This window comes from Mycoplana ramosa (genome assembly GCF_041930185.1).
In the GTDB taxonomy this organism is placed as follows: Bacteria; Pseudomonadota; Alphaproteobacteria; order Rhizobiales; family Rhizobiaceae; genus Mycoplana; species Mycoplana ramosa.
Genome location: NZ_JBHEEW010000010.1, coordinates 20,178 through 41,853, shown reverse-complemented (window position 1 = coordinate 41,853; position 21,676 = coordinate 20,178). Strand labels below are relative to the sequence as shown.

The window sequence follows — 21,676 nt, the reverse complement described above, 5'->3', positions numbered from 1 at the left end:
CCGGTAAACAGACCGACATGCGACGGTGCCCTTGGCGGGGCCGGAGAGGTGCTCGATGTGATCGACCCGGGAAGGGGATCAAGGTCGGGGCTGTCGAGACGGGAATGCCCGAACTCTCGCATGACCCGGAGGCGAGGAGAGGGCAGATGAAGCAATCGGCGCAAGCCACCAAGGGCGGGGGACCGGTCCTCGTGCTCGGCTTGGGTTGCGAGCGGGGCGCCGGCGCGAGCGAGGTCATTGCGCTTGCCGAGCAGGCGCTGCGTTCGGCCAGCCTTGATCCCGCCGCCCTGGTCACGGTCGCCTCCCTCGATACACGCGCCGACGAGCCGGCGATCCAGGCGGTTGCCCGCCACTTCCGCGTGCCGTTCCGCACCTTCGATCCGACAACGCTGGAAGCGGAGACATGGCGGCTGGCCAATCCGTCCGAGATCGTTTTTCGCCACACCGGCTGCCACGGGGTCGCGGAGGCGTCGGCACTCGCGGCAGCCGGACGCGACGGTCGGCTTGTGGTTCCGAAGGTCAAGTCGGCGCGCGCGACCGCCGCGATCGCGGAGTCCTTTCAACCTGTTGGGGTTGCTTCTTTGCAAGGTGAATCGGTTGCTTCAAGTGTCGCGTCATCTATGGGGAGGGCCGTCTGATGGACGCACTGTTCTCGTCCCTCCCGGTTATGGAGCCGGGAAGCGTTTGGCTTGTGGGTGCGGGACCCGGAGACCCGGGCCTGATGACGCTGCTTGCCGTGCAGGCGCTGCGACAGGCCGACGTCATCGTTCACGACGCGCTCGTCAATGCCGAATGTCTGAAGATGGCAAAGGTGGGTGCCGCGCTGGAGTTCGCCGGAAAGCGCGGCGGCAAACCGTCGCCGCAACAGCGCGACATTTCGCTTCGGCTCGTGGAGCTTGCCCGCGCCGGCAAGCGCGTCCTGCGGTTGAAGGGCGGCGATCCGTTTGTCTTTGGCCGTGGCGGTGAAGAGGCGCTCACGCTGATCGAGCACAATATCCCCTTTCGCGTGGTTCCGGGCATCACCGCCGGGATCGGCGGGCTCGCCTATGCCGGCATTCCCGTCACCCATCGCGAGGTTAATCACGCCGTCACCTTCCTGACCGGCCATGATTCGTCCGGCGTTGTCCCCGACCGCATCAACTGGAGCGGCATTGCCGCCGGGTCCCCAGTCATCGTCATGTACATGGCGATGAAGCATATTGGGCAGATTGCCGAAAACCTGATCGGCGCCGGCCGGTCGCCGGACGAGCCGGTTGCCTTCGTCTGCAATGCCGCGACGGCGGAACAGACGGTGTTGGAAACCACCCTGTCGCGTGCTGCGGAAGATGCGGCCGAAGCGGGTCTCGAGCCGCCCGCGATCGTTGTCGTCGGTGATGTGGTGAGGCTTCGCGGATCGCTTGACTGGCTCGGGGCCTTGCGGGACGGCAGGACGCTGGCGCCCGACCCGTTCGGCTCCCGCACCTTGAAAGATCCCGCATGAGAGGGCTGATGATCGCGGCTCCGGCCTCCGGGTCGGGCAAGACGACCGTGACCCTCGGCCTGCTGCGGGCTTTTGCGGATCATGGAATGGCACTGGCGCCGGGGAAGGCCGGCCCCGACTTTATCGACCCCGCTTTTCATGCCGCCGCCGCCCGCGCCGACTGCTTGAACTATGATCCCTGGGCGATGCGCCCGGAACTGCTGGCAGACCTCTCAGCCAGGCAGCGGGACGGCGACCGGTTGCTTCTGGTCGAGGCGATGATGGGGCTTTTCGATGGGGCGGCGGACGGCACCGGCACGCCGGCGGATCTCGCCGCGATGCTCGGGCTTCCGATCGTCCTTGTGGTCGATTGCAGCAGGCTGTCACATTCGGTTGCAGCGCTCGTGCGCGGCTATATCGATTTCCGTGCCGATGTCCGTGTCTGCGGCGTCATCCTCAACAAGGTCGGCAGCGCCCGCCACGAGGCAATGCTGCGCGATGCGCTGAAAAGGGCCGGCGTCACGGTGTTTGGCGCGATTGCCAGGGATCCCGGGCTCGTCTTGCCGGAGCGGCACCTGGGGCTTGTCCAGGCGGGCGAGCACGCCGCCCTGGAAGACTTCGTCGACCGGGCTGCGGAGGTGATGCGCCGGAGCATCGCGCTGGATCGGCTTGCGGATGCCGGCGCTTGCCAGTCAGGGCCGGTACCGGCGGATGCTCCCCGCCTTGAGCCACTCGGACAGCGGATTGCGATCGCGCGCGATCGGGCCTTTGCCTTCATCTATGCGCACATTCTCCAGGGCTGGAGGGACAACGGCGCCGAGATTTCCTTCTTCTCCCCGCTTGCCGATGAGACGCCGGCTGCGGATTGCGACGCGGTGTACCTGCCCGGCGGGTATCCGGAGCTTCATGCCGAAACCCTTGCCAATGCGACGAATTTCAAGGAAGGCATGGTCGCCGCTGCTCGTCGCGGCGCGCGCGTCTATGGCGAGTGCGGAGGTTACATGACCCTGGGGGAGGGCCTGGTTTCGGCGGATGGCGCCCGGCACGCGATGCTTGGCCTGCTCCCGCTTGTGACCAGCTTTGCCGAGCGCCGCCGCCAGCTCGGATACCGGCGTCTGACGCCACTCGACGCCTCTGGATTTTCGCGGCCGATGACGGCGCACGAGTTTCACTATTCGACCGTTGTCGATGAGGGCGACGCGGACAGGCTCTTTGCCGTGGCCGACGCAACGGGCGCGGACCTCGGCAAGGCCGGACTGCGGCGGGGCAACGTGTCGGGATCTTACATGCATCTGATCGACATCGCGGTGCAGCCATGAGCGAGGCGCCGATCCAGCACGGCGGCGGCCTCTCGGCTGCGGCGGCGCGCTATGGCGGCCGCCCGGAAGACTGGCTCGACCTCTCCACCGGCATCAACCCGTGCCCGGTGCAACTGCCGCCGATCGATGCGGCCGCATGGCACCGGCTCCCGGATCAGAGCCGGCTCGGCGAGGCGCGTCTGGCCGCCGCGGCCTACTATCGAAGCGGAAACTGCCTGCCGCTGCCGGTGCCGGGAACGCAGGCGGTAATCCAGCTTCTGCCAAGGATCGTGCCGCCGGGCCGCCGCGCTGCGGTCGTTTCTCCGACCTATGGCGAGTATGGTCGCGTGCTGCGAAATGCCGGAGTGGCGGTTGATGCGATCGACAGTCTGGAGGGAGTGCGTGAGGATCACGGGCTGGTCGTCGTCGTCAATCCCAACAATCCCGACGGGCGGCTCTATCGCTCCGAAGAGCTCCTGCGGCTGTGGCGAAGCCTTTCCGAGGCCGGGGGAACGCTGGTTGTCGATGAAGCCTTCGCCGATATCGAGCCGTCGGCCGCGCTCGCGCCCCATGCCGGCACCGGCAGGGGGCTTGTCGTCTTCCGCTCCTTCGGCAAGTTCTTCGGCCTTGCCGGTCTGAGGCTGGGATACGTCCTCGGCGAAAAGGCGCTGCTTGCGGATCTTGCGGAGTGGCTTGGACCCTGGGCGGTGTCCGGCCCGGCACTGACGATTTCCACCGGTCTGATGACCGGCGATTGCGAGCCGATCCGCAAGGCGATTCGGGAGCGCAAGGCCGCCCTCGACGCCGTCCTGCAAGCTGCGGGTCTACCGATTGTCGGCGGAACACCGCTGTTTTCGCTCGTTGAGCATGCACAAGCGCAAAAATTGCAGGAATGGCTCTGCAGTCGCCATGTTCTCGTGCGCGCATTCGATTATGATCGGCGCTGGCTACGCTTCGGTCTTGCGCCGGACGCGGCCGCCGACATGCGCCTTGCAGAAGCACTTGCCAGTTTTCGCTCTGATCCATGACCGCCACGCTCATCGTCCTTGCCGTTGCCCTCGTTCTGGACCGCATCGTCGGCGATCCGCCGAAGCTGTGGAACCGCGTGCCCCATCCGGTGGTCGTGTTCGGCTGGGCAATTTCGGCATTCGATCATTTTTTCAACGGCAAGCGCATGCATGCCGAGACCCGCAGGTTCAACGGAGCGGTCGCGATCGGCGCGCTGCTTGCGGCCAGCCTCCTTGCCGGCTACCTCATCCACAGCCTGCTGATGGGGCTCGGCTGGCTCGGTTGGGCGGTCGAGGCGATGATCGTTGCACTTTTCCTTGCCCAGAAGTCTCTGGCCGATCATGTGGGCGCGGTTGCGACCGGCCTGAAGCGCGGCGGCCTGGAGAGCGGGCGACAGGCGGTCTCGATGATTGTCGGCCGCGATCCGGCGACGCTTGACGAACCCGCCGTGTGCCGCGCCGCGGTCGAGAGTCTTGCGGAGAACTTTTCCGATGGGGTGGTCGCACCGGCTCTCTGGTATGCCCTGCTTGGGCTGCCCGGGTTGCTTGCCTACAAGATGCTCAACACGGCGGATTCGATGATCGGCCACAAGAACGCGAAGTATCTCGAGTTCGGCTGGGCATCCGCGCGGCTGGACGATCTGGCCAACTGGCCGGCGGCGCGTCTTTCGATCCTGCTGATTGCAGCCGGCGCTTGGATCGACAAGGGCGGCCGCACCGCGCGCGCTGCGCTCGACCTCGGACTTCGCGACAACGGCCTGCACCGGTCGCCCAATGCCGGCTGGCCGGAAGCGGCCATGGCCGGCGCGCTCGGCATCAGCCTTGCGGGGCCGCGGATCTATGGCGGGGTGCGCGTCGAGGAGCCTATGATCAACGCCGCCGGCCGCGCAATGGCGACGGCGGGCGACATTGGCGCGGCCCTGTCGATCTTCGATCGTGCCTGCGATGTGCTGGTATTGGCGGCTATTGCCGGCGCCGTCATTGCGGCATGAACGACAGCGCGACCGTCAGATTTGCTTGCTGCGCGTCCCGACACCGGGGTCTGCTGGAGTGCGTGTGCTTCAGTCGATGCCGGCAAACTGCTGCAGCCGTTCGAGGTCGGGCACGGTGACATGGCGATTGTTCTCGATGTGGATGACGCCATCCTTGCGCAGCTTGGTGAACTGGCGGCTGACGGTTTCGATCGTCAGGCCAAGGAAGTCTGCAACGTCGGCGCGCGAGAGCGGCAGTTCGAAGGCCGTGCCTTCCACCGTTTCCGGATCGTAATGCGTCGCGATCAGGTGCAGGAAGCTCGCGACCTTTTCCTGAGCGTTCTTCCGTCCAAGCGTCAGCATCCAGTCGCGTGCTTCATCAAGTTCCTTGAGTGTCTGCTGATGAAGCCGATGCTCCAGATCCGGCGAACGGCTGACGAGGCGTTCAAGCATTTGCCTCGGGAAGGTGCAGATTTCGGTCTCCGTCGCCGTTTCGGCGCTATGCGGGCTTTCGGTGGCATGGGGGCGGCCCAGGAAATCCGGCGCAAACTGCAGGCCGACGATCTGCTGGCGGCCGTCCGGCATCATCCGGGTCAGTTTGACAACGCCGCGCATGATGTTGGCGCAAGTGCAGGTTTCCTCGCCTTGGCCGACCAGTTCGGTGCCGGCCTCAAGACGCTTGCGTGTGGAGTGTTTGCTGAGCTCCAGGAGCTGCTCGGCGGACAGCGCTCCGCAGACGCCACCATGACGTGCTTCGCAGGAGCGGCACGCGACCGGGGTATCTGAATTGTGAATATCGCTGCGCTGCATGTCCATTGGTGCCGCCTCTCTTCGATTTGACGCCCGTCACCCTTGAAGGAGATCGCTGGCGCTTACAATGCGACATGGTTGCCGCAGTCTCCGATCGCGGCAATTTATCGCGATCGTCAGTTGAAGCCAGCTGATCCGAACTCAGCGCGGCCGGCTTGACCAGAATCAGATGCACGGCTTTAGTTGATCAGCATTTTTGCAACGTGGCCATGGCCGCCCCGCTCCGGAGCAATGTGGGTGAGACCGTGGCCGGCTTCAACTGGTGTTAGAGCAACAAGCTGTTGCCAAAATGCTGCAGTCGGGGATCTGCCCATTGGCATTTCCGCCGCATTTACTTATAGGATCGCCAAACCATAGAAATCATGAGGTACTGGCGTGACAGCTACATTTAACAAGGTTGCCGACATCATCGCGGAAACCAGCGAGATCGATCGTGAAACGATCAAGCCGGAGAGCCACACGATCGACGATCTCGGCATAGACAGCCTTGATTTCCTCGACATCGTGTTTGCGATCGACAAGGAGTTCGGCATCAAGATTCCGCTCGAGCAATGGACGCAGGATGTCAATGAAGGCAAGGTGGCGACCGAAGAATACTTCGTTCTGCGCAACCTTTGCGCCAAGATCGACGAACTGCGGGCCGCCAAAGCCTGATTCGCCATCGAATTGACGGCGGCGCTCCAGGTGCCGCTTCTGACCGATATCAGGCTGCTCCGGCCTGCTATATCCGATAGACCATTCGATTTCCGGTTTTGCCGGAGGCATGGGTTCTCGATGCTGCTTGAATATTTCCAGATGATCGATCGCGTGGTGTCTGTGGACGCCGAGCGCGCGACACTCAAGGCGCGTTCCGTGGTGCCTGCGAGGAGCCCGGTCTTTGAGGGCCATTTTCCCGGCATGCCGCTCGTTCCGGGCGTGCTTTTGATCGAGACGATGGCGCAGGCGTCGGGCTTTCTCGTGCTCGCCGCGACCAACTTCGCCGCCATGCCCTTTCTGATGTCGGTCGACGGCGCAAAGATGCGGACGTTTGTCGAACCCGAAGCCGTTCTGGATATTGAGGCCGTTCTCGAGCACGACGGATCCGGGTTTGCCGTCACTAAGGCCAGGATTACATCCGATGGCAAGAAGATCTGTGACGCGCAGCTGAAGCTGCGGACCATGCCGTTCAACGAAGTGCCGCTGGGCGATATAGTGCGCAAGCGGGCCGAGGAACTCGGGCTGTTCGAAGCCCTTGCCGCCAGCGGCGGCGAAAGGACCTGACGCATGACGAAGGCTGCAAACGACGTCGTCATCACCGGAATCGGCATCGTCACCTGTCAGGGTGTCGGCGTCGAGCCGCACATCGCCCATCTGAAATCCGAGCGAGCGCCGGAACTGAAGATCGATGTGGACCGCTTTGCCCCCTATCCGGTGCACCCCCTCCCGGAGATCGACTGGTCGCAACAGATCGCCAAGCGCGGCGACCAGCGGCAGATGGAGAACTGGCAGCGCCTTGGCGTGTTTGCCGCCGGTCTCGCACTCGACGATGCCGGCCTGAAGGAAGATGTCGAAGCCTGCGGTACGATGGACATGATCGTGTCTTGCGGGGGCGGCGAGCGCGACATCAATGTCGATTCGCTGATTGTCGACGAGGGACTGAAGCGCAACGACCGCGAGCGGCTGCTGAACGAGAAGCTGACCACCGAACTGCGCCCGACGCTGTTCCTCGCCCAACTGTCCAACCTGATGGCGGGCAACATCTCGATCGTTCACAAGGTCACGGGATCGTCGCGAACCTTCATGGGCGAGGAGGCGGCCGGCATCAGCGCGATCGAGACTGCATTTGCCCGGATCCAGGCGGGACAATCGACACATACGCTAGTCGGCGGTGCATTTGTCGCAGAGCGGGCGGATGTCATTTTGCTCTACGAGGCGATGGGTGCACATGCCACGGGTTCCTGGACGCCGCTGTGGTCGCGCGACCCGAATGCGGGTGGCGGCGTCGTGACCGGGTCGGTCGGCGCGTTCCTGGTGCTGGAATCACGTGCGCACGCCGAGGCGCGCGGCGCACGCATCTATGCGACGATCACCACGATCGGCGGCGATCGCGGCCGGCGCGAAGACGGACGGCTGGAGCGCCGGCTGGAAGCGCTGGCGGACGCCGTCGAGGCGAATGCCGATTCCACAGTCATTTTTACCGGCGCCTCGGGTCTGCACGGAGTGACCGGCCGCGAGAAGGCATGGCTGGAGCACCGCTTCGCCGGCGTGCCGGTGCGGGGCTACAGCGGACTGGTTGGCCACGCGCTGGAAACGCAATTCCCGCTGGGGCTCGCGCTTGCGGCGCTGGCAATTTCGAGCCAGGCGAAGGTTCCGCCCTTTGATGCTTCGGCGGAGCGGGCGATGAGCGGACCGGCCTCGACGGCGATCGTCACGACCGTCGGCCACACGCGCGGCGAGGGCCTCGCCATGCTGAACGCAGAGAAGTGAGGACGGGGGCATGAGCAAGGCAGCCTACAGGGACCATCTTGGACGCCCGATCGTCGCCGTCACCGGCATGGGCGTGATCACGTCGCTCGGCCAGGGGCTCGAGGACAATTGGGCCGCGCTGTCCGGCGGCGTATCCGGGATCCACGGCATCACCCGCTTCCCGGTGGATGGCCTCAATACCCGCATCGCCGGTACTGTCGATTTCGTCAAACTGCCTGCCGAAAATCCGGTGGAGCGGTCCTATTTCTATGCGCGCGAGACGACCGAGGAAGCGCTGGCCCAGGCCGGGCTCTCGGGTGATTTCGGCGGGCCGCTGTTTCTGGCTGCCCCGCCGATCGAGCCGGAATGGAGCCAGCGGTTTGCGCTGGCCGAACGCGCCCCGCCGATGCAACGGCCGGGCGATGCCTATGACCGCTTCATGGCTGTTCTGCGTGAGAAGCCCGATCCGGCGCTGTACGAGACCTGGCTCTTCGGGGCGATCTCCGAGCGGCTCGCCGATCGTTTCGGCACGCGCGGCTTGCCGGTGACGCTTTCGACGGCCTGCGCCTCCGGCGCCACCGCGATCCAGCTCGGCGTCGAGGCGATTCGGCAGGGACGCACCGAACGCGCCTTGACTGTCGGTACCGATGGATCGGTGACCGCGGAGGCACTGATCCGCTTTGCCCTCCTTTCGGCTCTATCGACCCAGAACGATCCGCCGGAGAGGGCATCTAAACCCTTCACCAAGGATCGCGACGGTTTCGTGATCGCCGAGGGCGCGGCAACGCTGGTGCTGGAATCGCTGGAATCGGCCGTCGCGCGCGGCGCCCGCGTGCTCGGCATCCTGAAGGGCTGCGGCGAGAAGGCCGACCACTTCCACCGCACCCGTTCCTCTCCGGACGGCGGGCCGGCGATTGCCACGATCCGCGCAGCGCTGGAAGACGCAGGGATCGCCGAGGACGGGATCGGCTACATCAACGCGCACGGCACCTCGACGCCGGAGAACGACAAGATGGAGTATCTATCCATGTCGACGGTGTTCGGGGAGGGGCTGTCGAAGATCCCGGTTTCGTCGAACAAGTCGATGATCGGTCACACGCTGACGGCGGCGGGCGCGATCGAGGCGGTGTTCTCGATCCAGACCATGCTCACCGGCACGCTGCCGCCGACGATCAACTACCAGAACCCCGATCCGGGCATCGTGCTCGACGTCGTGCCGAACGTGAAGCGTGACAAGCAGGTTTCGGCCGTGCTTTCAAACTCCTTCGGCTTCGGGGGGCAGAATGCCAGCCTGGTCATGACGGCCGAACCGGGCTGAGCGGTGGGCGGAACCGGACGGGCAAGGGCCTCCGTCCGGTACCGCATGCTCCGGCGCAGGGCGCAATCCGCGTCGAAAAGACACCAGTCCTCGCGTCCCCCCAGATGCGAAAAGATGTTCCGGTTTTTCGGCCCATGCGCTAGAGCATCGGTCGAAAAGCGGCGCATCGACACCCCGATGGGGCGGTGCGAAGCTTCTGCTTCAGGGTGCCCGTACGCGGACCGCACTCTGCCTTCCAAGAATATTCGTCGCCGCCGCGGCAAAGGAAAAAGAACATGCGTGCACTCCAGCTCCTCGACGACCGCAAGCTCGAACTGACCGACCTTCCCGAGCCACCCGCGCCGGGACCGGGGGAGGTGACGCTGCGCGTCAAGGCGGTTGCCCTCAACCACATCGACGTCTGGGGCTGGCGCGGCATGGCGTTCGCCAAGCGCAAGATGCCGCTCGTGATCGGGGCCGAGGCCTCTGGCGTCGTCGACCAGATCGGTCCGGGTGTTGCCAATGTCCTGCCGGGTCAACTCGTCGCGGTCTATGGCGCGCGCACCTGCGGTCTGTGCAAGCCCTGCCGCGAGGGGCGTGACAACCTCTGCGAACATGTCGGCGGCGTCCATGGATTCCATCTGGACGGCTTCGCACAGGAGAAGATCAACATTCCGGCGCGCCAGCTCGTGCCCGCGCCTCCCGGCGTTGATGCGATCGGTGCTGCGCTCGCGCCCGTCACGTTCGGCACGGTTGAGCACATGCTGTTCGACAATGCCAAGCTGGAATCCGGAGAGACGATCCTGGTTCACGCCGGCGGATCTGGGATCGGCACGGCGGCGATCCAGCTCGCCAAGAAGATCGGCTGCACCGTGATCACCACCGTGGGCTCGAACGACAAGATCGAGAAGGCGAAGGCGCTCGGCGCCGACCACGTCATCAACTACCGCGAGGACCGATTCGAGGGCGTGGTGCGCAAGCTGACCAAGAAGAAGGGCGTCGACGTCGTCTTCGAGCATGTCGGCAAGGACACCTGGGCTGGCTCGATGCTCTGCCTCAAGCGCGGCGGGCGACTCGTCACCTGCGGCTCGACCTCGGGTGTGTCGACCGAAATGAACCTGATGATGCTGTTCCAGCAGCAGTTGAAGCTGCTCGGCTCGTTCGGCTGCCGGATGGAGAACATGGCGAACGCCATGCAGAAGATGGCCCGCGGCATCGTTCATCCGGTCATCGACACCGAAGTCACCTTCGATGGCATCGCGACTGCGCTGGAGCGCATGGAATCGCGCCAGATCTTCGGCAAGATCGTGCTGCGGCTGGACTGACCCGTGCGCAAGATTGTCACTCGCATTGTGCTGGCGCTGCGCAGTTTCGAGCAGTGGCTGGTCGCCCAGTTCGTCTTCGGCCTCCTCAGCCTCATGAAGCTCTTTCCGGCCGACGGGGCGATGAATTTCGCCGATCGCGTCGTGCGCTGGATCGGGCCGAAGACGCGCCGTCACGTGCTGATGATGACGAATCTGCGCAACGCGTTCCCGGAGAAATCGGAAGCCGAACTCGAAGAGATCGCGCTGGATAGCTGGGGCAACATGGGCCGCATGGCCGCCGAATACGTCTTTCTCGACCGGCTCTTCGATTTCGATCCCTACAATCTGGAGGTCGGGCGGGTCGAGGTGTCCGGCATCCCGCTGTTCGTCGACCTGCGCTACAATCCGCGCCCCTTCATCGTCTTCACCGGCCATACCGGCAACTTCGAGATGCTGCCGGTCGCGGGCGCGGCCTTCGGGCTGGACGTGACGGTTCTGTTCCGGCCACCGAACAACCCCTATGTCGCCGACAAGGTGTTCGAGTTCCGCCGCGCGCGCATGGGCAACCTCGTGCCGTCGCATGCCGGTTCTTCGTTCACGCTGGCGCGCAAGCTCGACAGCGGCAATCCTGTCGGCGTCCTCGTCGACCAGAAGTACAGAAAAGGGGTTCCCACGACCTTTTTCGGTCGTCCGGTCCACACTAATCCGCTACTGCCCAAACTCGTGCGCCAGTTTGGTTGCGAGGTGTTTCCGGCCCGCTGCATCAGGTTGCCGGGCAACCGGTTCCGCCTCGAACTGGAGCCGGCCATGGAAATCCCGCGCCGTCCCGACGGCGCGGTGGATGTCGAGGCGACGGCGCAGAAACTGAACGACAAGGTCGAAGAGTGGGTGCGCGAGTACCCCGGTCAATGGTTGTGGTATCACGACCGCTGGGAAATCAAGCATCACCTCAAGGCGTGACGGGGAGGTCCCCGTCAGCTCAAGAGTGCCACAGCCGGCCCAACAGGTGTTCGCGCTCGAATGCGATGTGCCGGCGGATCGTTTCGAAGAAGCCGCGCAGCATGTACCCGGCCGCTTCGGCATTGACGTCCTCGGCGCCGCTCCCGAGTTTCAGGAGCGTATCGATCAGTTCCTCTGCGAAGCACTCGTCCTCGCAATGCTCGAACTTCAGCCGGTTCAGCGTGGCTTCGAGCGCGCCGGCGCGGCCGGCCTGCGCGGCCAGGTGCGGAAAGATCACCTGTTCTTCATAGCGATGCAGGTTGTGGATCAGCGGGCCGAGGACTTTTGCCGCATAGATGCACTTCTGCCGATTTATGTTGGCAGGCAAACTATCGGCGATCTCCTCGAGTGCGTCACACAACAGCAGCTGTTCCCGGTGCGCTCCTGCCAGCCAGTCCAGCGATATGGTGTTGCGCGGCATGGTGGAGAGAAGGTGGTCCACTCTGTCCTGTTCCTTTTGTGCCAGTGTCATGGCGTCTGCTCCCCTTCCCGAAGTAACGAGACTGACTTTTGCTCCTGGAAACCATGTCCGGCCTTGATCTGTATCAAGGCTGCCCTCTCGTGTATTTGCGAGCAGTGCTTTGATGCCGTGGCGGGATTCGGGTGAAGCCGCACGGCGCGTAACGACGTTGAGTTGGGGATGCCAACGATGAAATATGGTTTTGAGACCGCGCTTCTGGCCGTGGGCACGTTCCTGGCGTTGCTCGGGGCGGCTTTCGCGCACGACAATCTGTTCCAGGCCCACATGTGGGTGCTTTTCGTGGTGCTTCTGGGCGGCACCATCATCATGGTAAGGCGGGTTTCCTTCGCGCCCTACCACGTGTCCGGAAGCGGAGCGAAGCAAGGTGACGGCAATCCCTACTTCGATGAAGTGATCAGGTATGGCGTCATCGCCACCGTCTTCTGGGGTGTCGTCGGCTTCCTGGTCGGCGTGGTCATTGCCGCGCAGCTTGCCTTCCCCGACCTCAATCTCGAGCCCTGGCTCAACTTCGGCCGTCTGCGTCCGCTGCATACCTCGGCGGTGATCTTCGCCTTCGGCGGCAACGCACTAATCGCGACCTCGTTCTACGTCGTCCAGCGCACGTCGCGCGCTCGCCTGTTCGGCGGCAATCTCGGCTGGTTCGTGTTCTGGGGCTACCAGCTCTTCATCGTCATGGCCGCGACCGGTTATCTGCTGGGCATTACCCAGAGCCGCGAATATGCGGAGCCGGAGTGGTACGTCGACCTGTGGCTGACCATCGTCTGGGTCGCCTATCTCATCGTCTTCCTGGGCACGGTGATCCGGCGCAAGGAGCCGCATATCTATGTGGCGAACTGGTTCTATCTCTCCTTCATCATCACCATCGCCATGTTGCACGTCATCAACAACCTGGCGATTCCGGTGTCGTTCCTCGGCGTGAAGAGCTATTCGGCCTTCGCAGGCGTGCAGGACGCGGTGACGCAGTGGTGGTACGGCCACAATGCCGTGGCCTTCTTCCTGACCATCCCGTTCCTGGCGATGATGTACTATTTCGTGCCGAAGCAGGCGGAGCGGCCGGTCTATTCCTACCGCCTGTCCATCGTCCACTTCTGGTCGATCATCTTCCTCTACATCTGGGCCGGCCCGCACCACCTGCACTACACCGCCGTACCCGACTGGGCGCAGACGCTCGGCATGGTGTTCTCGATCGTCCTGTGGATGCCTTCCTGGGGCGGCATGATCAACGGCCTGATGACGCTTTCGGGCGCATGGGACAAGGTCCGCACCGATCCGATCATCCGCATGATGGTCGCGGCTATCGCCTTCTACGGCATGGCGACCTTCGAGGGGCCGATGCTGTCGATCAAGGCCGTCAACTCGCTGTCGCACTATACCGACTGGACCATCGGCCACGTCCATGCGGGCGCGCTCGGCTGGAACGGCATGATCTCGTTCGCGGCCGTTTACTATCTGGCGCCCAAGCTGTGGAACCGCGAGCGGCTCTATTCGGTCAACATGGTCAGCTGGCACTTCTGGCTCGCCACGCTCGGCATCGTGCTCTACGCCGCCGCCATGTGGGTTGCCGGCATCCAGCAGGGTCTGATGTGGCGCGAATACGACGACCAGGGCTTCCTCGTCTATTCCTTCGCGGAAACCGTGCTCGCAATGTTCCCCTACTATGTCATCCGGACGCTTGGCGGCGTGCTCTACCTGGCCGGTGCCTTGGTGATGGCCTGGAACGTCTACCAGACCATTCGCGGGCGCCTGCGCAACGAAGCCCCCATGGGCACCCGGCCGGCTGCGGCCTTGCAACCTGCCGAATAAGGAGCGTGTGATCCATGTCTATATTGAACCACCACTCCAAGCTGGAGAGAAACGCAACGCTGCTGCTGGTCGCCTCGCTCGCCGTGGTCACGGTCGGCGGCATCGTTGAGATCGCACCGCTCTTCTATCTCGACAACACGATCGAGAAGGTCGACGGCATGCGTCCTTACTCGCCGCTGGAGCTCGCTGGCCGTGACATCTATGTCCGCGAGGGCTGCTATGTCTGCCACAGCCAGATGATCCGTCCTTTCCGCGACGAGGTCGAGCGCTACGGGCACTATTCGCTCGCGGCCGAGAGCATGTACGACCATTCCTTCCAGTGGGGGTCGAAGCGCACCGGGCCGGACCTGGCGCGCGTCGGCGACCGCTACTCCAACGAATGGCACGTGCAGCACCTCATCGAGCCGCGTTCAGTGGTGCCGGAATCGGTCATGCCGAGCTACGCCTTCCTCAAGGAGACTCCGCTGAAGGTCACCGATGTCAGCATGAACCTGAAGGCCAATCGCGCGGTCGGCGTTCCCTACGACGACGCGATGCTCGAGAACGCGGTGGCCGACCTGAAGGCCCAGGCCGATCCGAACGCGGATACGTCGGGCCTGCTGCAGCGCTATCCGAAGGCAAAGATCGGTGACTTCGACGGTGATCCGCAGAAGCTCACCGAGATGGATGCGCTGGTCGCCTATCTGCAGATGCTCGGCACGCTGGTGGACTTCTCCACCTATGACGACGCAAGCGGTTATCGTTAAGGGAGGCGAACCATGGAAACCTACACGGCCATGCGGCACTTCGCCGACGTCTGGGGTCTGCTCGCCATGACGATTTTCTTCGTCGGCGTCATCCTTTTCACCTTCCGGCCCGGCGGACGCAAGGCCGCTGAGAACGCCGCGCAAATCCCTCTCAAGGAGGACTGACACCATGGCTGACAAGCATGGGGCTGAAAAGCACATCGACGACGTCACGGGCGTCGAAACCACCGGCCATGAATGGGACGGCATACGCGAACTGAACAACCCGATGCCGCGCTGGTGGCTCTGGACGTTCTACGCGACCATCGTCTGGGGGATCGGCTATATGATCGCCTATCCCGCCTGGCCGATGCTGACGGAGGCGACGCGCGGCGTGCTCGGCTATTCCAGCCGTGCGGAGGTGGCGAAGGAGTTGCAGGCGGCCAAGGCTGCGCAGACGGTGTTCGTGGATCGGATCGCGGCCGCCCCGCTCCCCGACATCATCGCCGATCCGGAACTGTCTCAGTTCGCGATTGCCGGCGGCGCCGCGGCGTTCAGGGTGAACTGCGTGCAGTGCCATGGGTCCGGCGCCGCCGGCTCGGCCGGCTTCCCCAACCTGAACGATGATGACTGGATCTGGGGCGGCAGCCCCGACGAGATCTACAAGACGATCGCGCATGGCATCCGTTTCGAAGGCGACGCCGACACGCATGTTTCCGAAATGCCTGCATTCGGCGACATGCTGCAGCCGGACGAGATCAAGCAGGTTGCCGCTTATGTGGTCAGCCTCACTGGAACGCCCGCCGATTCAGGCATGATCGAACCGGGCAAGCAGCTCTTTGCCGATAACTGCGCTTCCTGCCATGGCGAGGATGCGAAGGGCATCCGCGAGATGGGCGCGCCCAACCTTGCCGATGCCATCTGGCTGAAGGGAGAAGGCGAGCAGGCGGTCGCCAACCAGATCCGCGCCCCCAAGCACGGCATGATGCCCGGCTGGCTGTCGCGTCTCGGCGAGCCGACCGTCAAGCAGCTCGCCGTTTATGTGCACTCGCTGGGTGGCGGGGAATAGTCCACCGTCCGAGACTGCGTTCCAAGTACGCCCCTCTGCCGCCTGCCGGGAGAGGGGCGTTTTTTGTCTCTACCGATCCGACCAGACGCCCAGTTCGTAACCATCCGGATCGGCAAAGTGGAAGCGGCGTCCGCCGGGAAACGGAAAGATCGCCTTGACGATCCGCCCACCGGCCGTTTCCACGCGGGCAGCGGCGTCTTCAAGGTCGTCGGCAAAGAGAATCACCAAGGGTCCGCCGGCGGCGTCTACCGGCGCCAGCGTCGTGAAGCCGCCGGTCAGGCGGCCATCCTGGAACTCGCAATACTGCGGGCCGTAGTCCGTGAAGGTCCAGCCGAAAGCGCTGCCATAGAACGCTTTCGATCGGGCGATGTCCGCCACCGCGAACTCGATATAGTCGATCTTGCAGTCCTTTCCCGTCGCGACCATCACCTGTCTCCCCGTGTTTCCATCAATTCCTTCAGTGTCTCGAGATCACGCGCCACCTGTGCGGCGTCCGTCTCGAACGCCGCGTCGTCCATGCCCGGCAGGCGGAGCAGGGTAAACATCACCTCGGCGCCGTCGCCGTTGGGCACGACCCGCAAGGCATTGTAGACCACCCGCCCGTTCGGCATCGTGACGGTGTGGTCGATCACCCCGAAATCGTTGTCCGGGGCGAAGCGGACGCGAACCTGTCCAATCGGCCCGCCATCGGCCACCCAGTCCGCGCCATCGGGCGCCAGGCCGGACGCCAGGCCCGCGGCCCAGCGCGACATCTTCTCCGGCCTCGAGGCGAAGGCATAGACCTCGCGCCAGTCGCGGGCGATCGAGCGGTGGATGATTCGGGCGGGTAGGGTGGTCATCGTCGCGTTCCTTTCGAGTTGCAGCCCTTCGGTTGAAGGAAGTTCAATCATACGACCGAGCGTATCGCCACAAGGCAGCTGTGTCAGGTGGAGCGCATTTGCGCCAGGCGTGCGATTCGTCTTCTAGGCCTGGTCTACTTTGGTCCCCGTCTCCAGAGGCAGGAAACGAGGCGTCGACCGGAAATCGACTGCTGTTTGGTCTGCACCAAGGACGACGCTGCCTGCGTCGACCAGCATTGAAACAATCGACGGTGCACTCACGCAGACGAAGCCTGCGGATATCGGATGCAGCCGCAAAGTTCCCACAAGGCGGGATGGCGGTCGCAGCCGCCAGCGGTTCCGTCCGCGGCGGATTTGTCGCATGCCACTTCGGCCGCCGCGACCGTAATAGTTGATTTAAGTCAAGGAGGCCTCAGGATACGGGGCGCACAAGGTTGCCGAAGGACGGTGCCGCTCGATGAACATTTACAACGCCCTGGAAACCAAGACGGAACCCGCCATCGAGCAACTCGAGGCCGAGGCGGTCAATTCTGCGAAATACCGAAAGCCTCTCTACGAGAAGCGGCGGAAGATTTTTCCAAAGCGCGCGGAGGGCCGGTTCCGGCAGTTCAAGTGGATCGTGATGCTGGTGACGCTCGGCATCTACTACCTGACACCCTGGATCCGGTGGGATCGCGGCGCCCATGCACCGGATCAGGCGGTGCTGGTCGACCTGGCCAATCGGCGCTTCTACTTCTTCTTCATCGAGATATGGCCGCAGGAGTTCTTCTTCGTGGCCGGTCTGCTTGTGATGGCGGGCTTCGGTCTCTTCCTGGTCACCTCGGCAGTCGGGCGCGCCTGGTGCGGCTATGCCTGCCCGCAAACCGTATGGGTCGATCTGTTCCTCGTCGTCGAGCGGGCGATCGAGGGCGACCGCAATGCGCGGATCAAGCTCGATGCCGGTCCCTGGACGTTTGAGAAGCTGCGCAAGCGGGTTGCCAAGCACGTCACCTGGCTTGCCATCGCGGTTGCCACCGGTGGTGCCTGGATCTTCTACTTCGCCGACGCACCCCAACTGCTCAAGAGCTTCCTCACCTTCGAGGCACCGCCCGTCGCCTATATCACCGTCGCCGTGCTGACCGCGACGACCTACGTTTTCGGCGGACTGATGCGCGAGCAGGTCTGCACCTACATGTGCCCCTGGCCGCGCATCCAGGCCGCAATGGTGGACGAGAATTCCCTGGTCGTCACATACAACGACTGGCGTGGCGAGCCGCGCTCGCGCCACGCCAAGAAGGCGATTGCGGCCGGAGAAAGCGTCGGCGACTGCGTCGACTGCAACGCCTGCGTCGCGGTCTGCCCGATGGGAATCGACATTCGCGACGGACAGCAGCTGGAATGCATCACCTGCGCCCTTTGCATCGATGCCTGCGACAGCGTCATGGACAAGCTCGGCAAGGAGCGCGGGCTGATCGCCTATGCCACCCTTTCGGACTACATGGGCAACATGGCGCTCGCCACCGGTGGCGGTGCGGGACCGATTGATCCCGCGCGCGTTCGCAACCAGTCGGACGGCACCCTGTCGGACAAGGTGCGCCACTTCGACTGGCATGTGATCTTCCGCCCCCGCACGATCTTCTACCTCGTGGTCTGGTCGCTTGCGGGTCTGGGGCTGATCTTCGCGCTTGTTTCGCGCGACCGGCTCGGGCTGAATGTCATTCATGATCGAAATCCGCAATATGTGCTCGAATCGGACGGATCGATCCGCAACGGCTACGAGGTCAAGCTTCTGAACATGATCCCGGAGCCGCGCATCATCTCACTCTCGATCGAGGGGATGCCGAATGCGACGATGCGCATTGCCGGCCACGAGAGCCCCGATGGCCGTCAATTCAACATCCCGGCATTGCCGGACAAGGTGACGGCGCTGAAGGTGTTCGTAACGCTGCCGAAGGAATCTAGCGCCGAAGCGGCCGACGGGTTCCGGCTCGTGGCCGAAGACCGGCCGGGCAACGAGCACAGCGCCTATGAAGCCAACTTCAATGTTCCAGGAGGTAAGCGATGAGCCGGGCTGCGAAGACACCAAAGGCGCCGTTCACATTCACCGGGTGGCATATGCTGGGTGTGATGCTGCTGTTCTTCGGCACGATCATCGCCGTCAACCTCGTAATGGCGTGGAACGCGGTCAGCAGCTGGAGCGGTCTCGTGGTGCAAAATACCTACGTTGCCAGCCAGCAGTTCAACGGCAAGGTGGCGGAAGCAAAAGCCTTTGCGGCCAGTGGGCTGGCGGGCTCTCTCCAGATTGCCGACGGCCGCGTCAGCTATCAACTGCGCGACGCCGCGGGCGCCCCGGTGGCAGCCGATGCCGTCACGGTTACGTTCAAGCGCCCCGTCGACGAACGGGAGGATTTCCAGTTGACCCTTGTCGAAGCCGGTGGGGGCAACTACGCTGCCAAGCGGGATATGGCAGGCGGTCAGTGGATCGCTGACATCACCACCGTTCGGGGCGGCGAAACGATCTTTCATCAGACGATCCGTCTTGTCGTTGCGGGAGAGACGCCATGAGTTGCTGCGCGCCGGGCACCGAAGGCGCCCTGGATGGCACGGCGGCCTTAGCGGCCGCGCCGTCGGCGGGGGAACTCCTGCTTGCAAGCCGCGATCTCGGCGAGGGGCTGCGCCAGACGGACCTGAGCGTTCCTGGGGTGCATTGCGGCGCTTGCATCATGACGATTGAGAACGCACTGACGGCCCTGGCAGAAATCGAAAGCGCACGTGTCAACCTGACGGCGAAACGCGTGACGGTGCGCTGGCGCGCAGGCGAAGGCTTCGATCCCGAGGCGATCGTGAACGCAATTGCCGCAACCGGATATGATGCGCATCTGTTCACGGCTCCGCTTGCCGGCGACGATGAGTTGCGCAACCAACTGATACGGGCTGTGGCGGTGTCGGGCTTTGCAGCCATGAATATCATGCTGCTGTCCGTGTCCGTCTGGTCAGGCGCCGAAGCCTCGACCCGGGACATGTTCCACTGGATTTCGGCCTTTATCGCCGGTCCGGTGCTGCTCTATGCCGGCCGCTTCTTCTTCCGTTCCGCCTGGAGCGCCCTGAAGCATGGCCGCACCAACATGGACGTGCCGATCTCGCTCGCCGTCACCTTGTCCTATTTCGTCTCGCTGTGGGAGACGATCCATCACGCCGAGCATGCCTGGTTCGACGCGACGGTCACGCTGCTGTTCTTCCTGCTGATCGGCCGCACGCTCGATCACGTCATGCGTGATCGCGCCCGCTCCGCAATCACAGGCCTTGCCCGGCTGTCGCCGCGCGGGGCCATGGTGATAACGGCGAACGGTGCACGGGAATACCGCCCGGTCGAGGAGATTGCGGTCGGTGACCGGCTTTCGGTGGCCGCCGGTGAGCGGATCGCCGTCGATGCGCGCGTCGTCTCGGGGACGAGCGACGTCGACCGGTCGCTCGTCAGCGGCGAAAGTGCACCGGTCATGGCGCGCCCCGGCACCGAGCTCGAAGCTGGCGTCATGAACCTCACCGGCGCGCTCGTGGTCGAGGCGACCGCGGTGGCACGCGAATCCTTCCTTGCCGAGGTGATCGGCCTGATGGAGGCCGCCGAAGGCGGGCGGGCCCGCTATCGTCGCCTTGCCGATCGTGCCGCCGCCTACTATTCGCCGGTCGTGCACCTGCTCGCCCTCGTTTCGTTCTTCTGCTGGGGTTTCTACGACGGCGACTGGAAGCATGCGATGCTCGTTGCGGTCGCCGTGCTGATCATTACCTGCCCGTGCGCGCTCGGTCTTGCCGTGCCGGTCGTGCAGGTCGTCGCCGCTGGCCGCCTGTTCAGCAATGGCGTCATGGTCAAGGACGGTTCGGCGATGGAGCGGCTTGCCGAAATCGACACCGCGCTGTTCGACAAGACCGGAACGCTGACCATGGGGACGCCGAGAATGGTGGGCCGCACGACCGCCATTGAAGTCAACGAGGGGAGACGTCCGGTGGCACAGCCGTTCGCCATCGCCGCGGCGATCGGCGGGCATTCGCGCCACCCGTTGTCGGCCGCGCTGGCCGCCGCCTACACCGGACCCTTGCCGCAGTTCCAGGCCGTCACGGAGATACCCGGCTGCGGGCTTGAGGCGGTGGCCGCCGAAGGAACCTACCGGCTTGGCAATCGTGCCTTTGCCTGCGGCGGTGCCGATGACGGGGAGGACGGAACGGCGACGTCCGAGGTCGTTCTGTCACTGGATGGGCGGCTCCTCGAGACCTACAGCTTCGAGGACCGGCTCCGTCCGGGCGCGCGGGACGCGCTAGACCGGTTGCGCAGCCAGGGAGTCGAAGTCGGCATCCTGTCCGGCGACCGGCCTGCGTCGGTCGAGCGGGTCGCCTCGATGCTGGGCGTCGAGCGGTGGCGCGCCGCGCTCGCACCGCGCGACAAGACGGAGGCGGTGACCACGTGTGCCCAATCCGGCCGCAAGGTGCTGATGGTCGGCGACGGCATCAACGATGCCCCGGCGCTGTCGGCCGCGCACGTCTCGATGGCGCCGGCGACCGCCGCTGACATCGGCCGACAGGCGGCGGACCTCGTCTTCCTGCACAGCGGGCTCGACGCGGTTTCCTTTGCGCTGGAGATGGCGCGCAAGGCCAGCCGCCTGATCCGGCAGAACTTTGCCCTGGCGATCGGCTACAACGTCATCGCGGTTCCGATCGCGATCCTTGGCCATGCCACACCGCTCATTGCCGCCGTCGCCATGTCGACTTCATCGATCATCGTCGTGGCGAACTCGTTGAGGCTGAGAAGCAAGGCGCCGGCGACGACAGACAATGTCGTCAAGCCGGTCCCCTCGGCCGGAATGGCAAGGCCCGCATGAGTACGCTGGTCTATCTGATCCCGATTGCGCTTTCTCTCGGCGGGCTTGGTCTTGCGGCCTTTCTGTGGTCGATCAAGAGCGGCCAGTACGAAGATCTGGACGGTGCGGCCTGGCGTGTTCTCGACGATGGAGACGCCTCGACGGGCCATGGAGAACGGCCGGACGACGGGCGGGCGTGAGGCCCGTCCCGGCATGACCGCAAGCTTGTCCTTGTCGTAAATCGATTTGAATGCCAAAACCAATCTGCCGAAGTTCGGCAGGCTCCATCGCTCGCCGCGCTTCGGGAAAACTAGCTTTCGCGTTGCCAAGGGTGTCTCGG

Annotated in this window: 23 protein-coding genes; 19 read left to right on the top strand and 4 right to left on the bottom strand. The window is 64.2% G+C overall.

All coding sequences use genetic code 11. The features are described 5' to 3' along the window. The first annotated feature begins 146 nt into the window (after nt 1-146). Genes JNC62_RS14015 through cbiB form a run of 5 tightly spaced genes read left to right on the top strand, consistent with a single transcriptional unit; the run spans nt 147 to nt 4,756 of the window. Nucleotides 147-638 carry a cobalamin biosynthesis protein gene (locus JNC62_RS14015; protein WP_374839635.1) on the top strand — a complete coding sequence of 164 codons (492 nt, stop codon included), beginning with the start codon at nt 147-149 and terminating at the stop codon, nt 636-638. Then, complete coding sequence (gene cobA, locus JNC62_RS14010) at nt 638-1,480, top strand: uroporphyrinogen-III C-methyltransferase (protein WP_374839634.1); 843 nt, start codon at nt 638-640, stop codon at nt 1,478-1,480. Before JNC62_RS14015 ends, cobA begins: the two co-directional genes overlap by 1 nt. Then, complete coding sequence (locus JNC62_RS14005; protein WP_374839633.1) at nt 1,477-2,778, top strand: cobyrinic acid a,c-diamide synthase CobB; 1,302 nt, start codon at nt 1,477-1,479, stop codon at nt 2,776-2,778. Before cobA ends, JNC62_RS14005 begins: the two co-directional genes overlap by 4 nt. Beyond that, nucleotides 2,775-3,785 carry a threonine-phosphate decarboxylase CobD gene (gene cobD / locus JNC62_RS14000; protein ID WP_374839632.1) on the top strand — a complete coding sequence of 337 codons (1,011 nt, stop codon included), beginning with the start codon at nt 2,775-2,777 and terminating at the stop codon, nt 3,783-3,785. Before JNC62_RS14005 ends, cobD begins: the two co-directional genes overlap by 4 nt. Then, nucleotides 3,782-4,756, top strand: a complete 975-nt coding sequence (gene cbiB, locus JNC62_RS13995; protein WP_374839631.1) for an adenosylcobinamide-phosphate synthase CbiB — start codon at nt 3,782-3,784, stop codon at nt 4,754-4,756. Before cobD ends, cbiB begins: the two co-directional genes overlap by 4 nt. 69 nt (nt 4,757-4,825) lie before the next feature. On the opposite strand, the gene JNC62_RS13990 is transcribed toward cbiB, so the two are convergent. Then, nucleotides 4,826-5,551: a Crp/Fnr family transcriptional regulator gene (locus JNC62_RS13990; protein ID WP_374839630.1), complete on the bottom strand. Its 726-nt coding sequence runs from the start codon at nt 5,549-5,551 to the stop codon at nt 4,826-4,828. A gap of 369 nt (nt 5,552-5,920) precedes the next feature. Between JNC62_RS13990 and JNC62_RS13985 the strand changes: the two genes are divergently transcribed. From JNC62_RS13985 to JNC62_RS13960, 6 genes are all read left to right on the top strand, one after another. Beyond that, nucleotides 5,921-6,199, top strand: coding sequence for an acyl carrier protein (locus tag JNC62_RS13985; RefSeq protein ID WP_374839629.1), 279 nt, complete (start codon nt 5,921-5,923; stop codon nt 6,197-6,199). Between the two features lie 120 nt (nt 6,200-6,319). Next, entirely contained in the window at nt 6,320-6,805 is a 486-nt protein-coding gene (locus tag JNC62_RS13980; RefSeq protein WP_374839628.1) for a 3-hydroxyacyl-ACP dehydratase FabZ family protein, read from the top strand. Nucleotides 6,806-6,808: 3 nt separating this feature from the next. After that, complete coding sequence (locus JNC62_RS13975) at nt 6,809-8,011, top strand: beta-ketoacyl-ACP synthase (protein WP_374839627.1); 1,203 nt, start codon at nt 6,809-6,811, stop codon at nt 8,009-8,011. A 10-nt stretch (nt 8,012-8,021) separates the two neighbouring features. Beyond that, complete coding sequence (locus tag JNC62_RS13970; protein WP_374839626.1) at nt 8,022-9,308, top strand: beta-ketoacyl-ACP synthase; 1,287 nt, start codon at nt 8,022-8,024, stop codon at nt 9,306-9,308. Nucleotides 9,309-9,583: 275 nt separating this feature from the next. Then, nucleotides 9,584-10,612, top strand: a complete 1,029-nt coding sequence (locus JNC62_RS13965; protein ID WP_374839625.1) for a zinc-binding dehydrogenase — start codon at nt 9,584-9,586, stop codon at nt 10,610-10,612. A 3-nt stretch (nt 10,613-10,615) separates the two neighbouring features. Next, entirely contained in the window at nt 10,616-11,551 is a 936-nt protein-coding gene (locus tag JNC62_RS13960) for a lipid A biosynthesis lauroyl acyltransferase (protein ID WP_374839624.1), read from the top strand. Nucleotides 11,552-11,570: 19 nt separating this feature from the next. Here the strand turns inward: JNC62_RS13960 and JNC62_RS13955 are convergent, their stop codons facing one another. Continuing rightward, nucleotides 11,571-12,062 (bottom strand): hemerythrin domain-containing protein, encoded by a 492-nt coding sequence (locus tag JNC62_RS13955; protein WP_374839623.1) that lies wholly within the window; start codon nt 12,060-12,062, stop codon nt 11,571-11,573. Nucleotides 12,063-12,239: 177 nt separating this feature from the next. On the opposite strand from JNC62_RS13955, the gene ccoN reads away from it, so the two are divergent. From ccoN to ccoP, 4 genes are read left to right on the top strand one after another with little or no spacing between them, the layout of a single operon-like run. Next, nucleotides 12,240-13,874 carry a cytochrome-c oxidase, cbb3-type subunit I gene (gene ccoN / locus JNC62_RS13950; protein ID WP_374839622.1) on the top strand — a complete coding sequence of 545 codons (1,635 nt, stop codon included), beginning with the start codon at nt 12,240-12,242 and terminating at the stop codon, nt 13,872-13,874. A 14-nt stretch (nt 13,875-13,888) separates the two neighbouring features. Continuing rightward, complete coding sequence (gene ccoO / locus JNC62_RS13945) at nt 13,889-14,620, top strand: cytochrome-c oxidase, cbb3-type subunit II (protein ID WP_374839621.1); 732 nt, start codon at nt 13,889-13,891, stop codon at nt 14,618-14,620. Nucleotides 14,621-14,632: 12 nt separating this feature from the next. Beyond that, on the top strand, nt 14,633-14,785 hold the full coding sequence (locus tag JNC62_RS13940) for a cbb3-type cytochrome c oxidase subunit 3 (protein WP_374839620.1): 153 nt from the start codon (nt 14,633-14,635) through the stop codon (nt 14,783-14,785). 4 nt (nt 14,786-14,789) lie between these two features. Continuing rightward, on the top strand, nt 14,790-15,668 hold the full coding sequence (gene ccoP, locus JNC62_RS13935) for a cytochrome-c oxidase, cbb3-type subunit III (RefSeq protein WP_374839619.1): 879 nt from the start codon (nt 14,790-14,792) through the stop codon (nt 15,666-15,668). Between the two features lie 69 nt (nt 15,669-15,737). Here ccoP and JNC62_RS13930 read toward each other — a convergent pair whose 3' ends face one another. Together JNC62_RS13930 and JNC62_RS13925 are read right to left on the bottom strand one after the other, a co-directional pair. Next, complete coding sequence (locus JNC62_RS13930; RefSeq protein WP_374839618.1) at nt 15,738-16,094, bottom strand: VOC family protein; 357 nt, start codon at nt 16,092-16,094, stop codon at nt 15,738-15,740. After that, nucleotides 16,094-16,507 (bottom strand): SRPBCC family protein, encoded by a 414-nt coding sequence (locus JNC62_RS13925; protein WP_374839617.1) that lies wholly within the window; start codon nt 16,505-16,507, stop codon nt 16,094-16,096. The genes JNC62_RS13930 and JNC62_RS13925 overlap by 1 nt, the downstream gene beginning before the upstream one ends. A gap of 457 nt (nt 16,508-16,964) precedes the next feature. Here JNC62_RS13925 and ccoG point away from each other — a divergent pair, with 457 nt between their 5' ends. The 4 genes from ccoG to ccoS are packed head-to-tail and all read left to right on the top strand — an operon-like array spanning nt 16,965 to nt 21,536. Beyond that, nucleotides 16,965-18,551 carry a cytochrome c oxidase accessory protein CcoG gene (gene ccoG, locus JNC62_RS13920; RefSeq protein ID WP_374839616.1) on the top strand — a complete coding sequence of 529 codons (1,587 nt, stop codon included), beginning with the start codon at nt 16,965-16,967 and terminating at the stop codon, nt 18,549-18,551. Then, nucleotides 18,548-19,051 (top strand): FixH family protein, encoded by a 504-nt coding sequence (locus JNC62_RS13915; protein ID WP_374839615.1) that lies wholly within the window; start codon nt 18,548-18,550, stop codon nt 19,049-19,051. Before ccoG ends, JNC62_RS13915 begins: the two co-directional genes overlap by 4 nt. Next, entirely contained in the window at nt 19,048-21,357 is a 2,310-nt protein-coding gene (locus JNC62_RS13910) for a cation-translocating P-type ATPase (protein ID WP_374839614.1), read from the top strand. Before JNC62_RS13915 ends, JNC62_RS13910 begins: the two co-directional genes overlap by 4 nt. Continuing rightward, the gene (ccoS, locus tag JNC62_RS13905; protein WP_374839613.1) at nt 21,354-21,536 is read left to right on the top strand and encodes a cbb3-type cytochrome oxidase assembly protein CcoS; all 183 of its coding nucleotides are present in this window, start codon (nt 21,354-21,356) and stop codon (nt 21,534-21,536) included. The genes JNC62_RS13910 and ccoS overlap by 4 nt, the downstream gene beginning before the upstream one ends. Nucleotides 21,537-21,676 lie beyond the last annotated feature (140 nt).